Source organism: Roseitalea porphyridii (assembly GCF_004331955.1).
GTDB classification, from domain to species: Bacteria; Pseudomonadota; Alphaproteobacteria; order Rhizobiales; family Rhizobiaceae; genus Roseitalea; species Roseitalea porphyridii.
In genome coordinates this window covers 1,316,653-1,332,570 of sequence record NZ_CP036532.1, presented here as the reverse complement: position 1 = coordinate 1,332,570, position 15,918 = coordinate 1,316,653, and the positions used below count along the sequence as shown (strand labels likewise).

At 68.1% G+C, this 15,918-nt stretch carries 14 protein-coding genes and 1 pseudogene; all 15 read left to right on the top strand.

What is annotated here, in order from left to right:
• The first annotated feature begins 15 nt into the window (after nt 1–15).
• A complete protein-coding gene (locus tag E0E05_RS06485; RefSeq protein ID WP_131615980.1) occupies nt 16–714 on the top strand; it encodes a DUF5995 family protein in 699 nt (232 codons plus the stop codon).
• Nucleotides 715–776: 62 nt separating this feature from the next.
• Nucleotides 777–2,942: an efflux RND transporter permease subunit gene (locus tag E0E05_RS06480; RefSeq protein ID WP_158629289.1), complete on the top strand. Its 2,166-nt coding sequence runs from the start codon at nt 777–779 to the stop codon at nt 2,940–2,942.
• Complete coding sequence (locus E0E05_RS06475) at nt 2,939–3,442, top strand: hypothetical protein (protein WP_131615978.1); 504 nt, start codon at nt 2,939–2,941, stop codon at nt 3,440–3,442. The genes E0E05_RS06480 and E0E05_RS06475 overlap by 4 nt, the downstream gene beginning before the upstream one ends.
• 259 nt (nt 3,443–3,701) lie before the next feature.
• Entirely contained in the window at nt 3,702–4,094 is a 393-nt protein-coding gene (gene rpsF, locus E0E05_RS06470; protein ID WP_131615977.1) for a 30S ribosomal protein S6, read from the top strand.
• The gene (rpsR, locus tag E0E05_RS06465) at nt 4,094–4,342 is read left to right on the top strand and encodes a 30S ribosomal protein S18 (RefSeq protein ID WP_109765870.1); all 249 of its coding nucleotides are present in this window, start codon (nt 4,094–4,096) and stop codon (nt 4,340–4,342) included. Before rpsF ends, rpsR begins: the two co-directional genes overlap by 1 nt.
• Before the next feature lie 207 nt (nt 4,343–4,549).
• The gene (locus tag E0E05_RS06460; RefSeq protein WP_131615976.1) at nt 4,550–5,527 is read left to right on the top strand and encodes a DUF2232 domain-containing protein; all 978 of its coding nucleotides are present in this window, start codon (nt 4,550–4,552) and stop codon (nt 5,525–5,527) included.
• Nucleotides 5,528–5,560: 33 nt separating this feature from the next.
• The gene (gene rplI, locus E0E05_RS06455) at nt 5,561–6,196 is read left to right on the top strand and encodes a 50S ribosomal protein L9 (protein ID WP_131615975.1); all 636 of its coding nucleotides are present in this window, start codon (nt 5,561–5,563) and stop codon (nt 6,194–6,196) included.
• 249 nt (nt 6,197–6,445) lie between these two features.
• Nucleotides 6,446–7,972: a replicative DNA helicase gene (locus tag E0E05_RS06450; RefSeq protein WP_131615974.1), complete on the top strand. Its 1,527-nt coding sequence runs from the start codon at nt 6,446–6,448 to the stop codon at nt 7,970–7,972.
• 128 nt (nt 7,973–8,100) lie between these two features.
• Nucleotides 8,101–8,475 carry a nuclear transport factor 2 family protein gene (locus E0E05_RS06445; protein ID WP_131615973.1) on the top strand — a complete coding sequence of 125 codons (375 nt, stop codon included), beginning with the start codon at nt 8,101–8,103 and terminating at the stop codon, nt 8,473–8,475.
• An 88-nt stretch (nt 8,476–8,563) separates the two neighbouring features.
• The gene (gene alr, locus E0E05_RS06440) at nt 8,564–9,703 is read left to right on the top strand and encodes an alanine racemase (protein ID WP_131615972.1); all 1,140 of its coding nucleotides are present in this window, start codon (nt 8,564–8,566) and stop codon (nt 9,701–9,703) included.
• Nucleotide 9,704: 1 nt separating this feature from the next.
• Nucleotides 9,705–11,105, top strand: coding sequence for a DNA repair protein RadA (gene radA / locus E0E05_RS06435; RefSeq protein ID WP_131615971.1), 1,401 nt, complete (start codon nt 9,705–9,707; stop codon nt 11,103–11,105).
• Between the two features lie 90 nt (nt 11,106–11,195).
• Complete coding sequence (locus E0E05_RS06430; RefSeq protein ID WP_131615970.1) at nt 11,196–11,720, top strand: CvpA family protein; 525 nt, start codon at nt 11,196–11,198, stop codon at nt 11,718–11,720.
• The gene (purF, locus tag E0E05_RS06425) at nt 11,717–13,195 is read left to right on the top strand and encodes an amidophosphoribosyltransferase (RefSeq protein WP_131615969.1); all 1,479 of its coding nucleotides are present in this window, start codon (nt 11,717–11,719) and stop codon (nt 13,193–13,195) included. The genes E0E05_RS06430 and purF overlap by 4 nt, the downstream gene beginning before the upstream one ends.
• 18 nt (nt 13,196–13,213) lie before the next feature.
• A complete protein-coding gene (locus tag E0E05_RS06420; RefSeq protein WP_131615968.1) occupies nt 13,214–13,966 on the top strand; it encodes an SDR family NAD(P)-dependent oxidoreductase in 753 nt (250 codons plus the stop codon).
• A 91-nt stretch (nt 13,967–14,057) separates the two neighbouring features.
• A pseudogene (locus E0E05_RS17825) lies at nt 14,058–15,785 on the top strand (AMP-binding protein); the annotation flags it as partial.
• Nucleotides 15,786–15,918 lie beyond the last annotated feature (133 nt).

The following is a 15,918-nucleotide window of genomic DNA, read 5'->3' as shown; positions in this document are numbered from 1 at the left end:
GCAGGGGGCCGGGGGATGACGAGCACGGCAGCCGCACCGACACACGCAGACACCGGAGGGGTCACGCCCTCTCCGGGGGCAGCGGCCGAAACGGTCGCGGCCAGGCTCGACCAACGGGTTGCGGCACTCGATGGCACACCACATGAGCTGTTCGCCCGGCTCTACCGGTGCTCGACGGTACACTGGGTAGAGCGCCTTTCGGGCCAGCCGGACGCCGACATGGTCTTCCGCCTGATTCCGCATTTCTTTGCGCTCTATGAAGAGCGCGTGGGCGCGGTCATCGCGGGCCGCAGCTCCTGCCCGGCCCACTGGAAGCCTTATTTCGACGCTTGCCGCAGTCCGCACTGGCGGCACCGACCGGCCGATGCCTGGCGGATCGTCATCGCCGGCGTGCACGCCCACACGACCATCGATTTGCGGGACGCGATCGTCCGCACGGCCGCCGACCACCGCCTGGCCCATGGCCGGCTGCCCGATCTGGACGCGTTCGAAACGCTGATGTTCGGCTCGGTCTGCGACCGATCCTTCGCCGAGGCGGCCGTCGCCTTCTGCGATCACAATCGCCAGACCGGAGGACCGCTCCTCGGCTCGCGCCTTGCGGCGCAAAGCCCTAACGGGTTGATCGCGGTATGGGGAGGATGGCTGCGTGCCTGGCGCCGGTCGGCATGGGCGGACGCCCGGGCGCGCATCGCCTGCGCGCACGGGCCGACGTGAAACCGACGCTAGCGCTTTTCGATGTCCTGGGGCTTCCGGGCGCCTGGGCGTCGCGAAATCCGATGCGAGCCTCGTTCGTTCTGAGCCTGGTCATGCTCGGCGCGCTCGCCCTCCTGCCGCAGCTGCGCTTCGACGACAATGTCGTGCGTACGCTGTCATCGGACAGCGCCGTCTCGCGCGACTATCGTGCCCTGTCCGAAGACCTCAGGGGTGCGGAGCAGGATATCCTCGTTCTCGCCGAGCATCCGGCCGGCTTTTCGGCGGATGCCTATCGGCAGATGCGCGACCTTGCGCTCGAACTCGAGCTGACCGACCACGTCAACTACGTCCTGTCGCCGTTCGCGCTGCGCTTTCCGCCCGACCACGAGGCCTATCCCGGCGAGCCGATGGTGCCCGAACCGATCGATCCGGACACGCTGGAGCCACGGATCGCGGCCTTTTCGGAACTCACCGGCGCGCTGCCGCCGCTGATCAGCCCGGACCGGACGGCGCTGTTGATGGCCGTCGCCATAGACCTGCCCCACGGCAGCCCCGAGACGCGGACGCTGCTCTCGACGATCGGAGCGCTGACCGATGCGTTCGGTGCGCCCGGCCTCGCCTATACGGTCGCCGGCGAACCGGCGATGGCGGTCGACATCGTCGAAGCGCTGCGCGTCGACCTGATCCGTCTGAACCTGGTCGGCGGCCTGCTCGGCGTGCTGATGTGCTGGGTGATCTTCGGCGATCTGCGGGTTGCGGCGCTGACCGCCGCACCCGCCGCCGCCGGTCTCTTGGTCACGCTCGGCATCTTCGCGGCGACCGGCCTGCCGATCACCGTGATCACCAATGTCGTGCCGGTCCTGGTGCTGGTGCTCGGCCTTGCCGACAGCGTGCATCTGGTCATGCATCTTCTTGAAGACGCGCCGGCGACCACTCCGACCCCGCGGCGCATCGCCGATACCGCCCTCCGCGTCGGTCCTGCCTGCGGGTTGACGGCGATCACCACCGCCGTCGCATTCGCCGCCATCGCCATCGCCGACAGCGAGCCCCTGCGGGAACTGGCCCTGCTCGGGGCGCTGTCGACGCTCTCGGCCTATCTGGTCGTTCTGGTCGCCTTCGCCCTTCTTGCGCGGTTCATGCCCGCCGGCGCGGCGGCGCGCCTTGCGCGACGGCGCACCGTCGGCGTGCCGCCACTGTTCGGCCGGCTCGTCTTCAACCACGGGCGCGTCGTCATCGCGACCGGCATGCTGATCGGGCTCGCAGCGGCCTTCGCCGTGTCGCTGACCGAGCCCTGGTTCACCTATCGCGGGAACCTGGCGCAGGACAGCGCCGTCTATCGCGCGTCCAATGTCATCGAACGGGATTTCGGCGGGTTCTTTCGTGCCTGGGTCGATTTCGATCTGGAAGCCCAGGGCGGCTGGAGGACCGGCCCGGGCTGGGACCGGCTCGTCGCCGCGAGCGAGCGCCTACAGGAGGAAAGCCCGCAACTGGCCGTGATCTCGCTGGCCACATTGGCGGCACAGCTTGGCATCTTGGGACGGCCGCCGACACCTGACGAATTGGCCGATGTTCCGCCGGCGCTGCTGCGGCAACTGGCCTCCGAGGACGCGCAGACGGCGCGCGTGATGGTGCCGATGGGCGATCCGATGCGCGATGAAGCGACGCTGGCAAGGTTCGACCGGTTCGAACAGAGCGCGCGGGCAAGCGGGGCAGCCCGCGTCAGCGGCCTGCCGGTGCTCATGCGCCACGAACCGCTCGACATCATCGGGCAGTTGTCGATCGGGCTCGTCATGGCGTGTCTTGCCTCCGTGGTGCTGGTCGCGGCGGCGCTTGGCTGGCCGATGCTGACGATCGCGCTCATGCTTCCGAACCTGTTGCCGCTGGCGGTGGCCGGCGCGGCATTGCACCTGATCGATGGCGGACGGATGATCCCGACGGCAGCGCTCGCGCTGACTGTCGCATTCGGTATCGCGGTCGACGATTCGATCCACTTCGTCAGCCGGTTCGACCGCGAGCGGCGCGACGGACACGCCGTCGACGCTGCCTTGCGCCGGTCGCTCGAGGGAACCGGGCGGGCGATGATCGCGACGACGCTGCTGTTGTGCGTCGGCCTGCTGGTCGTCTATCTGAGCGCATTCGCGACCGTTCGGCTGTTCGGAACCATGTTGATCCTGACCTTCATCACGGCACTGCTGGCCGACCTGGTCTTCCTGCCCGCGCTTCTGCGACAGCGATGGTTTCGCCGATGATCCGCGCGGCCCTCCTGATGATCGTCGTGGTCGGCCTGGCGGTGCCGGCGAAGGCCGAAGCGCTGCTGTCGCTGGGCGGCGAGTGGGCGGGCGCGGGTTGGGCGAGCCGCGGACCCGACGCGCCGCGCGAGCGCGTGCGCTGCCGCCTGACCAACCGGGTCGACCACGCTCAGGGGCGCCTGTCGGTTTCGGGCAGGTGCGCGGCGCCGGGGCGGCGGTTCGACCTGTCGGGCCGGATGACCGCCGAAGGCGGCAGACTGAGCGGCCGCTGGTCGAACCCGTTCGGGGCGGGGGTCGCCGAGGTCTCCGGTCGCAGCCGTGGCCGGACCATGACGCTCTCCTTCCGGGGCCGGGACCCGGACACCGGCGAACGCTTCAAGGGGCAGATGCGATGGACGGTCGGCGACGATCGTTTCTCGATCACCACCGCAAGCGCGCCCATAAACGCCGAAACCTACCGCGTCGTCGGCGAGATCAGTTTCGCACGGACGGGCGGCTGACGACGCACCGTGCCTCGGCCGACCCCCCTTGCGTTCTCGGCAAAGTTCGATATATCCGCTCCAGCCGGTCAGCCGGGGGCTGAACGGGGGATGGCTTGTGCCGCAGGTGCAGGCCATTTTGCTTCACGACAATGGTGGCGCGCCCCTGAAGATCCCGCTCTCGATCCGTCGACTTCGCCTTTCGTGCCGCGCATGCGGCCCGTCCGGGCAGGAGGCTTAGACGCTGACGGGCTGGAACGAAACGAAAGGCAAGAATCAGATGCCACTTTACGAACATGTGTTCCTGGCGCGCCAGGACATCTCCTCGGGCCAGGTCGACGAACTCGTCGACCAGTTCAAGGGGATCATCTCCGAACATGGCGGCAGCGTCGACAAGGTCGAAAGCTGGGGGCTGAAATCGCTCCAGTTCCGCATCAAGAAGAACCGCAAGGCGCACTACACGCTGCTGAACGTCAACGCGCCGGCCGAAGCCGTGCACGAACTTGAGCGCCAGCAGCGCATCCACGAGGACGTGCTGCGCTACATGACCGTCAAGGTCGACGAACTCGAGGAAGGCCCGTCGGCGATGATGCGTCGCGACGAGCGCCGCGATCGTGACCGGGGCCCGCGCCGCGATGGCGGTCCGCGCCGTGACAGGGGAGGCCAGAACTGATGGTCGATATCAACCAGCTTCCGACGCGCCGGCCCTTCCATCGCCGCCGCAAGACCTGCCCGTTCTCGGGCGCCAACGCTCCGAAGATCGACTACAAGGACGTCAAGCTGCTTCAGCGCTACGTTTCCGAACGCGGCAAGATCGTGCCTTCGCGCATCACCGCCGTGTCGATGAAGAAGCAGCGCGAACTGGCAAAGGCGATCAAGCGGGCCCGCTTCCTGGGCCTTCTGCCCTACGTGACGAAGTAACGGCTGTGAAGCTACGACAAAGGCGTCATCCCGGGACTTGATCCCGGGATCCACGATCCAGCCTGGCGCCATGGATTCCGGGGTCAAGCCCCGGAATGACGAAACCAACGAAATGCCGGGGCGGACCCGGCGCAATGAAAACCGAGTTGGGGCCGGCGCTCACCGGAGATGACCGGCCCCTAACTGCGAAACCGCAGGACAGCGCCCATGAACGTCAACATGATCGGCATCGGTCTGATCGCCGGCTCGGCGACCGCCCTTCTGTGTCTGGGCGTGGTCGCCGGTTCGGGCCTTTCGGTGATCCTCTATTTCCTGTCGGCGGTGCCGTTGATGGTTGCGACGCTCGGCTGGGGTTTCGTAGCCGGGGTCACGGGCGCGATCGTCGCCGCAGTCGCGATCGCCGCCTTCGCCAACCTGCAGCTTGCCATATACATCGTCATGACGACGATCCTGCCCGCCACCGCCGCCGGCTACTGGATGAACCTTGCCCGTCCGGCCGAGGAGATCGGCGGGCCTGCCGGCCAGCTCGCCTGGTATCCGCTCTCGGACGTGATCGTTCGGCTCGCCATCATCACGGCAGGCGCCTTCATCGTGGCGGGTTTTCTGATCGGGTACGGGCCGGCGCTGGTCGACGAACTGGTCGGCGAGATGATCGCCCGATTGCAGGAGGCCAATCCCGAGTTCGCCTTCTCGCCCGAGGGTCGGGAGAGCTTCATGGGCTTCATGACCGGCGCGATCCCGTTCATGCAGCCCGCGCTCTGGCTGATGGTGCTGGTCGGCTCGCTCTATCTGGCGCTCGGCATCACGCGCGCATCGGGCCGGCTGACCCGGCCGCGCGACGATTGGCCGACGGCGCTGCGGCTGCCGCGTTCTGGCGCGATCATCCTCGCCGTCGCCATCGCGATCAGCTTCTTTTCAGGACCGATCGGGCTTGCCGCAACGGCGATCGCCGGCGCGCTCGTCAGCGGTTTCACGCTGGCCGGATTTGCGGTGTTCCATGAGCGCACGCGTGGCGCGCCCTGGCGACCGCTCGCCATGATCACCGTTTATGGCGCGGTGCTGATCACGCTGATCGCCGCCCTGCCCTTCTTCTTCGTGGGCCTGTTCGCGACATCAAGGCCCATGCCGGTTTCCCCGGGCGGCGGTGCGCCGCCGCCATCGGGGACACCCCCCGCTTCCACCTGAACCATTTCCGTTTGACGAAAAGGAACATCTGTCATGAAAGTCATTTTGCTTGAACGCATCGCCAAGCTCGGCGCGATCGGCGACGAAGTCACCGTCAAGCCGGGCTTTGCCCGCAACTACCTGCTGCCGACCGGCCGTGCCCTGCGCGCCAACGAGGCCAACCGGGCCCGCTTTGCCGCCGAGCGCGATCAGATCGAGGCCCGCAACGCCGAACGCAAGGCCGCAGCCGCGCAGATCGCCCAGGACCTCGACGGCAAGGACTTCATCGTCGTGCGCTCGGCCGGCGAGACCGGCCAGCTCTACGGCTCGGTGTCCACCCGCGACATCGCCGACTTCCTGTCCGATGCCGGATTCAGCGTCGGCCGCAACCAGGTCGATCTGAAGAATCCGATCAAGACGATCGGTCTGCACGAGGTCGACATCGTGCTGCACCCGGAAGTCGAGACCAAGATCACGCTGAACGTCGCCCGCTCGGCCGACGAGGCCGAACGCCAGGCCGCCGGCGAGGACCTCTCCTCGGCCGATGCGATCTATGGCGCCAACGAGGACGCGTTCGAATCGCTGGCCGACTTCGACGAAGAGGGCTTTGCGGCCGAGGGCGAGGTCTTCGAGGAAGGCGCCGCGCCTTCCGAAGGCGAAGAGACCGACGAGACGCAGCAGTCGGCCTGATCCGCCAGTCCTATGCCTTGCGATCGAAGCCCGGTGCCCCGCGCGCCGGGCTTCTTGTATCATCTGGCTGATTCGGCGCCATATGCAGGTCAAGCCGCATCGGGCGATTCGGACCGTTTCGGACGGCCGCGCGACCGGATGCTGTGAAAGCCTGTGAATTCGGTGCGCTACGGCCCGGCGGGCGCGATGCCGGCTTGGCGGCCCGGACGACGGCGCTATAGATCGCGCTCCGGAGACGAAAGACCACCGATGGCCGACGCAGCCCTTCAACTGACTTCACCCGAGACCGGCGACAAGGGGCTCTATCGCGAGCCGCCCGGCAACATCGAGGCCGAGCAGGCGCTGCTGGGCGCGATCCTGGTCAACAACGACGCGTTCTACCGGGTCTCGGACTTTCTGAAGCCGGAGCACTTCCTCGAGCCGCTGCACCGGCAGATCTTCGCGGTGGCCGGCGAGCAGATACGGCTCGGCAAGACCTCGAACCCGGTCACCATCAAGACCTTCCTGCCCGCCGGCGAGAAGGTCGGCGAGATGACGGTGGCGCAATATCTGGCGCGGCTGGCGGCCGAAGCCGTCACCATCATCAATGCCGAGGACTATGGCCGGGCGATCTACGATCTTGCCATCCGCCGCGCGCTGATCGGCATCGGCGAGGACATGGTCAACATCGCCTATGACGCGCCGGTGGAGATGGCGCCGGGCGACCAGATCGAGGATGCCGAACGGCGCCTGTTCGAATTGGCCGAGACCGGCCGATACGATGGCGGGTTCGAGCCGTTCAACGAGGCGGTGCGCGGGGCCATCGACATGGCCAACGCCGCCTTCCAGCGCGACGGCCATCTTTCGGGCATCGCCACGGGGCTTCATTCGCTCGATGCGCGCATGGGCGGGCTGCAGCCCTCCGATCTGGTCATCCTCGCCGGCCGGCCCGGCATGGGCAAGACCTCGCTGGCCACCAACATCGCCTTCAACATCGCGCACGCCTTTCGCGGCGAGCAGCAGGCCGACGGCAGCATCAAGGCCGTCGATGGCGGCGTCGTCGGCTTCTATTCGCTCGAGATGAGTTCGGAGCAGCTCGCCACGCGCATCATCTCCGAGCAGACCGAAATCTCCTCGTCCAAGATCCGTCGCGGCGACATCAACGAGGCCGACTTCGAAAAGCTGGTGGGCTGCGCCAACATGATGCAGCGCCTGCCGCTCTATATCGACCAGACCGGCGGCATCTCGATCGCCCAGCTTGCCGCGCGCGCGCGCCGTCTCAAGCGCCAGCGTGGCCTCGACGTGCTGATCATCGACTATGTGCAGCTGATGACCGGCTCGGCGGCCAAGGCCAACCAGGGCCGCGTGCAGGAGATCACCGAGATCACCACCGGGCTGAAGGCGCTGGCAAAGGAACTCAACGTGCCGATCATCGCCCTGTCGCAGCTTTCGCGCCAGGTGGAGAGCCGCGACGACAAGCGCCCGCAGCTTTCGGACCTGCGCGAGTCGGGCTCGATCGAGCAGGATGCGGACGTCGTGCTGTTCGTCTTTCGCGAGGAATACTACGTCAAGAACCAGGAGCCGCGCCGGTCTGCCGAAGAGATCGCCGGCGACATCAAGACCGAGGAATATCTCGCCTGGGAGGAGAAGATGCGCAAGGTGGAAGGCACCGCCGACGTCATCGTCGCCAAGCAGCGCCACGGCCCGACCGGAACCGTCCAGCTCGGCTTCCAGGGCGAATATACCCGCTTTTCCGATCTCGCCGATCCGGGCCACCTGCCCGAGCGCTTCGAATAGTGGCGGGCGGCCGCCATCCCCGCGCCGCCCTCCTGGACCCTTTCTTCCTCGCCGCCGCGCCTGTCTTGCGCCTGTCGTCAAGTTCGGCTAGACTGGAACATATAGGGAACATCATGGAGGCGGATGGAATGGCGAGCGTTCAGGACATCGGGCAGGCGCTGGTCGGCTATTGCCGGTCGAACGACACAGCCACGGCGCTCGAAAGGCTCTACGCCGACGATGCGGTGTCGGTGGAGGCGTTCGTGCCCGAGGGGCAGGAGCGGGTCACCGAGGGGCGCGAGGGGATCGCGGGCAAGCATGCCTGGTGGGACGCCAATTTCGAGGTCCATCGGGCGGAGGTCGAAGGCCCCTTCCCCAGCGGCGATGACCGGTTCGCGGTGATCTTCGAGATCGACGCGACGGACAAGGGAAGCGGCCAGCGCGAGGCGATGAAGGAGGTCGCGCTCTACCATGTCGCCGATGGCAAGATCGTGCGCGAGGAGTTCTTCTATTCCGCCGGTTAGCTGCGGCGCCTTGCCTCCGTGCTCGGCGGAAACGCATCGGGTCCCGGAAGGGCTGTTCGCCGGGCGAGCGACCGGCTAAGTCCCGCCGATGAGCACGGATTCGGATTGCGCGGAACTGGCCGGCGGCCGGCTGGATATCGACCTTGCGGCGATCGTCGCCAACTGGCGCGATCTAGACCGCAGGTCACGGCCCGGCCGGGCGGCGGCGGTGGTCAAGGCCGACGCCTACGGGCTCGGTGCGGCGCGGGTCGTGCCGGCGCTCGTCGCCGCCGGCTGCGAGACGTTCTTCGTCGCCCTGCCGGCGGAAGGGGCCGCGATCCGGCCGCACGCGGCAGGGGCGCGCATCTTCGTGCTCGAGGGCGCGCATGCGGGATCGGTCGGCGTGCTGCGCGGACACGGGCTGATCCCGGCGCTGGCGAGCATGGATCAGGTACGGCTGTGGGCCGAAAAGGGTGGCGGCGCGCCGTGCGCGCTGCAGGTCGACACGGGCATGAACCGGCTCGGCCTTGACGTCGACGAAGCGGTGCGACTGGCCGGCGACGGCGGACTTTGCGCGCGGCTGACCATTGTCCACCTCATGAGCCATTTCGCCTGCGCAGACGAGCCCGACGATCCGCTGAACCGTCGGCAGGTGGAGACCTTCCGGCAGGCTGTCGCCGCGTTCGGAGACGTCGAATCGAGCCTTTCGAACTCGGCCGGCGTGCTGGGGGGCGGCGCCTTCGGCCATGCGATCACCCGGCCCGGCATCGCCCTTTATGGCGGCGAGGCCGTCAACGGGCTCGCCAATCCCATGCGGCCGGTCGTCCGGCTCGACGCGCGCATCGTGCAGGTCCGCAGCGCCCGGGCCGGCGAGACGGTCTCGTACGGCGCGGCGCACCGGCTGTCGCGCGACAGCCGCATCGCGATCGCCTCGGTCGGCTATGCCGACGGCTATCCGCGATCGGGCTCGGGCGCCGGCGTGCCGCTGCGCGATGCGGTCGGCGAAGGCCATGCCGGTTTCGTCGGCGGCCACCGCGCGCCGCTGCTCGGCCGCGTCACGATGGACCTGACCTGCTTCGACGTCACCGACGTGCCGGAGGAAGCGCTCGCCGGAGGCCGGATCGAACTGATCGGGCCGAACAGACCGCTCGACGATGTCGCCCGCGCCTGCGGGACGATCGGCTACGAGATCCTCACCGGCCTCGGACCACGCTACCGGCGCCGTTATCCGAACGAGAGCGGACACTGAATTGGCCAAGCAGCGCACCCAGTTCATCTGCGCCAATTGCGGCACCGTCCACCCCCGCTGGTCCGGCAAGTGCGATGCCTGCGGCGAATGGAACACGATCGTCGAGGAGAACCCGACCGCCGGCATCGGCGGCGGGCCGAACCGCACGCTGCGCAAGGGCCGGCCGGTGGCGCTCGTGCCGCTGTCCGGCGAAAGCGAGGACGCGCCACGCATCGTCAGCCGTGTCGGCGAGCTCGACCGCGTCACGGGCGGGGGCATCGTGCGCGGCTCGGCGCTGCTGCTCGGCGGCGATCCGGGCATCGGCAAGTCGACGCTGCTGATGCAGGCGGCGGCCGCCCTGTCGCGCGCCGGCCATTCGGTGGTCTACGTCTCGGGCGAGGAGGCGGTGGCACAGGTGCGCCTGCGGGCGCAGCGCCTCGGCGCTTCCGACAGCGATGTCCAGCTCGCCGCCGAAACCAACATCGAGGACATTCTCGCCACCCTTGATCAGGGCGGCAAACGGCCCGACCTCGTGATCCTCGACTCGGTGCAGACGCTTTGGACCGACAGCGTCGAAAGCGCGCCGGGCACGGTCACGCAGGTGCGCGCCTCGGCCCAGGCGATGATCCGCTACGCCAAGTCGACCGGCGCGGCGGTCGTGCTGGTCGGCCACGTCACCAAGGAAGGCCAGATCGCCGGCCCCCGGGTCGTCGAACACATGGTCGACGCCGTGCTGCAGTTCGAGGGCGACGGCGCGCACCAGTATCGCATCCTGCGCGCCATCAAGAACCGGTTCGGGCCGACCGACGAGATCGGCGTTTTCGAGATGACGGGCGCCGGCCTGCGCCAGGTGCCGAACCCGTCCGAACTGTTCCTCGGAGAGCGCTCGGCGAACGCGCCGGGAGCAGCGGTGTTCGCGGCCATGGAAGGGACCCGCCCGGTGCTCGTCGAGATCCAGGCCCTGTGCGCGCCCACTTCGCTCGGAACGCCGCGCCGTGCCGTGGTGGGCTGGGATTCGGCGCGCCTCGCCATGGTCATCGCCGTGCTCGAGGCCCATTGCGGCGTGCGGCTCGGCCAGCATGACGTCTATCTGAACGTCGCCGGCGGCTACAGGATCGCCGAACCGGCCGCAGACCTCGCCGTCGCGGCGGCGCTGGTGTCGTCGCTGGCCGGACTTGCCCTGCCGGCGACAAGCGTCTATTTCGGCGAAATCAGCCTGTCGGGCGCCGTCCGGCCGGTGCCGCATGCGGCGGGTCGCCTCAAAGAGGCCGACAAGCTCGGCTTCGGCGAGGCGGTGCTGCCCGCCGGCGGCGGCGACACCGGAAACCGGCGCGACGGGCTGCACGAAATGGAAACATTGATGGACCTCGTCGCGCGCATCGCCGGTGGAAAACAGCTTGTGCGCGAGCCGGACGGGGACTAACGGGGTTGAGCGGCCGGAACGAACGCGGCACAAGGCCCCTGCGGCCCGACATTCTTCGACGATCAACGCGCCCTCAACGAGTTTGCGACCATGCCCATCACCCTGCTTGATGCCCTCTTCATCGGCCTGGTGCTGATTTCGGCCGTGCTCGCCATGGTGCGCGGCTTTTCGCGCGAGGTGCTGTCGATCGCCTCGTGGGTGGCGGCTGCGGTGGCCGCGTTCTTCTTCTATCGGTCGCTCACCCCATACGTGATGGATTATGTCGACAACGACCTGATCGCCCAGCTCGTTTCGGCCGGCATCATCTTCCTTTTGGCGCTGATCATCGTCACGCTGATCACCATGCGCATCGCCGACATGATCATCGACAGCCGCATCGGCCCGCTCGACCGGTCGCTCGGGTTCCTTTTCGGCGCCGCGCGCGGCGTGATCGTCGCGGCGGTTGCGGTCTGGTTCATCAATTTCTTCGTCGGCGACCAGCAGATCGCCTGGATCGACGGCGCCAAGTCCAAGCCGTTCCTCGACCAGGTCGCCGAGGCGCTGGTCGGCCTGTTGCCCGAGGACATCGGCACCGTGGTGCCCGGCGGCGACACCGTCGAGACGACCGACACATGACCGACCGGCGTGCCGACATCGCCGCCGGAGCGGCCGAGGCGGACGACCATTTCCACGATGAATGCGGCGTGTTCGGCATCTTCGGCCGGATCGATGCCGCCTCCTACGCCACGCTCGGCCTGCACGCGCTCCAGCACCGCGGCCAGGAAGCGGCCGGCATGGTCTCGTTCGACGGCTCGCAGTTCCACATCGAGCGTCATGTCGGGCTGATCGGCGACAATTTCACCAAGCCCTCGGTGCTCGAGCGGCTGCCCGGCGACCGCGCGATCGGGCACACGCGCTACGCCACGACCGGCGGCGCGGGGCTGCGCAACGTGCAGCCGCTGTTCGCCGAACTCGACACGGGCGGGCTCGCCATCGCCCACAACGGCAACATCACCAACGCGCTGACCGTGCAGCGCAACCTGCAGCGCAAGGGCGCGATCTTCTCGTCGACATCCGATACCGAAACGATCCTGCATCTGGTCGCGACCAGCGAGAAGACCGACATGCTCTCGCGCCTTTTCGACGCGATCGGCCAGCTCGAGGGGGCGTTCTCGCTGGTGGCGCTGTCCTCCAAGAAGATGATCGGCTGCCGCGACACGCTCGGCATCCGCCCGCTCGTCCTTGGCGATCTGGACGGCTCGTGGATCCTGGCCTCGGAGACCTGTGCGCTCGACATCATGGGCGCGCGCTATGTGCGCGACGTCAAGCCGGGCGAGGTGATCGTGATCACCGAACAGGGCATCGAGAGCCACTTTCCGTTCGCCCCGCAGGAGCCGCGCTTCTGCATCTTCGAATATGTCTACTTCTCGCGCCCCGACAGCCGGGTCGAGGGCCGCAACGTCTACGAGGTGCGCAAGCGGATCGGCGAGGAACTGGCCCGCGAGGCGCCGGTCGACGCCGATATCGTCGTGCCGGTGCCCGACAGCGGCGTGCCGGCAGCGGTCGGTTTTGCGCAAGGGGCCGCCCTGCCCTTCGAACTCGGCATCATTCGCAACCATTATGTCGGCCGCACCTTCATCCAGCCGACCGACGCGATCCGCCACATGGGCGTCAAGCTCAAGCACAACGCCAACCCGTCCGTGCTCGAGGGCCGCTCGGTCGTCCTTGTCGACGATTCGATCGTGCGCGGTACGACCAGCCAGAAGATCGTGCAAATGGTGCGCGATGCGGGCGCACGCGAGGTGCACATGCGCATCGCCTCGCCGCCGACCATGTCGTCGTGCCATTACGGCGTGGACACGCCGGAACGGTCCAAGCTGCTCGCCTCGCGCATGAGCATCGAGGAAATGGCCCGCTTCATCCGGGTCGATTCGCTCGAATTCCTGACCATCGACGGTCTTTACCGCGCCGTCGGCGAGGCGGCCCGCAACGGCGACGCGCCGCAGTTCTGCGATGCCTGCTTCACCGGCGCCTATCCGACCCGGCTCCTCGACCATGAGGGACCGGACAATGTGCGCAAGCTGTCGCTGCTCGCAACGCCCAACCAGTAACCCGGACCGGTTCGCCCCATGACTTCGATGCCCGATCTGAACGGCAAGCTCGCGCTCGTGACCGGCGCCTCACGCGGGATCGGCTACGAGATCGCGCTGCAGATGGCCCGTGCGGGCGCCCACGTCATCGCCGTCGCGCGCACGGTCGGCGGGCTCGAGGAACTCGATGACGCGATCAAGGCGGCCGGCGGCGAAGCGACGCTGGTGCCGCTCGACCTGACCGATTTCGAGGGCATCGACCGGCTCGGCGGCGTGATCGCCGAACGCTGGGGCAGGCTCGATATCCTGGTCGCCAATGCCGGCGTGCTCGGAACCATCACGCCGGTCGCGCAGATGAAGGCCAAGACCTTCGACGAGGTGATGGCCGTCAACGTCACCGGCACCTGGCGGCTGATCCGGTCGGTCGATCCGCTGCTGCGTTCGGCCGAGGCGGGCCGGGCGATCGTCATCTCCTCGTCGGTTGCCCACAAGGCCAAGTCCTACTGGGGCGGCTATGCCGCCTCCAAGGCGGCGATCGACATGCTGGCCCGCGTCTGGGCGGCCGAGAACGCCAAGGGCGCCCTGCGCATCAATCTGGTCAATCCCGGCCCCACCCGCACGCATATGCGCGCGCAGGCGATGCCGGGCGAGAACCCGGACACCCTGCCGACACCGGCGCAAACGGCCGCCAAGATCGTTCCGCTCGCCGGCGCGGACGTGACGCAGACCGGCCTGATCTTCGACGTCCCGACGGGCAGCTGGATGGATGTCGCGCCGCCGGCGCCCGCCTGACGGACACTCCCTTGCGATACGGCTTGATTGACGCTGTGCCCCGATGCGCTAACGTCATCTGAAGACGCAAAGCCGATCGGGAGGAACTTGCATGGCTTGGGCGTTGCTGGCGGTCGCGATCGCGGCCGTGGCCTTCATCGCGTTTCGCGAACAGCGCAGGCTTGGCACGAGCTGGCGTCAGGCGCTCGCGCTGGTGCCGCTGAAACTGCTGACGCGGCTCGACACGCGCGGGCTGCAACCGGTCCGCAACAGCGATGGCCCGGTCATCTTCGCCGTCAACGAACAGGCCCGGCTCGACCCGGCAATCTGCCTCGCCGCCCTGCCCGACGACACGCTGCACGTGCTCGATCCGGCCTCCGCGGATCATTTCATAGTGGGCGCCTACCGTTCGCTGGGCAAGGCGGTGGTCTTCGACAAGGAGAAGATGCTCGCCAACCGGCGGCTCATCACCCATCTCAAGCGCGGTGGGCGGCTGGCCGTCTATTTCCCCGACGCGGTCGAGCCCGACCGTGCGGCCTTCCGGCTCTATCGGGGCGTGGCGCTGCTGGCCCGCAAGACCGGCGCGACGATCGTTCCGGTGACCGTGCGCAATTCGCGGTTCCTGCGTTCCTCCTTCACCGCCGAAGACAAGGCGCCGCGCGCGCTGTGGCCGAAGCTGCGCCTGCATGCCCTGCCCGCCGCGCCGATGAGCGACATCGTCGCCATGCGCGGTCGGGAATGGACCACGCCGGCAAACGCGCTGTTCGACCGGATGGCCGAACTGCGCTTCACCTCGGCCGACCTCGATCAGACGCTGTTCGAGGCCTTCGTGTCCGCCGCGCGCACCTATGGCCCCGGCCGCACGATCCTCGAAGACACGGTGACCGGCGCGCTGACCTACAAGCGCGCGCTGATCGGCGCGCGGGTGCTGGCGAAGCGCTTTGCGGCGATGTCGGAGAAGGGCGAAGCGCTCGGCGTTCTGCTGCCGAACGCCAACGGCGCCGCGGTCACCTTCTTCGCCCTGCAGTCGGCCGGCCGGGTGGCCGCCATGCTCAACTATACCGCGGGCGCCCGCAACGTGGTCTCGGCGATCGAGACCGCGAAGATGCGCACGGTGCTGTCCTCGCGCGCCTTCATCGAGAAGGCCGAACTGCAGCCGCTCGTCGACGCGATCGAGGACAATGGCACCAGGATCGTCTGGCTGGAGGACGTGCGGGCCAGCGTGACGACGGCCGAGAAGCTGTCGGCGGCGCTGCAATGGTCGCGGCCTGTTCGCCATGCCGATCCGAAAGCGCCGGCGGTGATCCTGTTCACCTCGGGCACCGAGGGCGCACCGAAGGGCGTGGTGCTGTCGCACCGCAATCTGGTCGTCAACGCGGCCCAGTCGGAGGCTCGCGTTTCGATCTCTGTCACCGACAGCCTGTTCAACGTGCTGCCGCTGTTCCACTCGTTCGGGCTGACGGGCGGCATGGTGCTGCCGCTCCTTTATGGCGTGCGGCTGTTCCTCTATCCCTCGCCGCTTCACTACAAGCTGATCCCGCAGGTCGCCGCACGCGCCCAGCCGACCATCATGTTCGGCACCGACACGTTCCTGGCCGGCTATGCCCGGACCGCGCGGGACACCGATTTCGCCTCACTGCGCTTCGTCGTCGCCGGCGCCGAGGCGGTGCGCTACGAGACGCAGGAGCTTTATCGCGAGCGGTTCGGTTGCGCGATCCTCGAGGGCTACGGCATGACCGAGGCTTCGCCCGTGGTGGCGGTCAATTCGGCCACCCACCACCGGCTCGGCTCGGTCGGCCGGGCGCTGCCGGGCATCGACATCCGGCTCGAGCCCGTCGAGGGGATCGAGGGTGGCGCGCGCATGTGGGTGAAGGGCCCCAACGTGATGATCGGCTATCTGAAGGCCGACCGGCCCGGCGAGATCCAGCCGCTCGAGGACGGCTGGTACGATACCGGCGACATCGTCCATATCG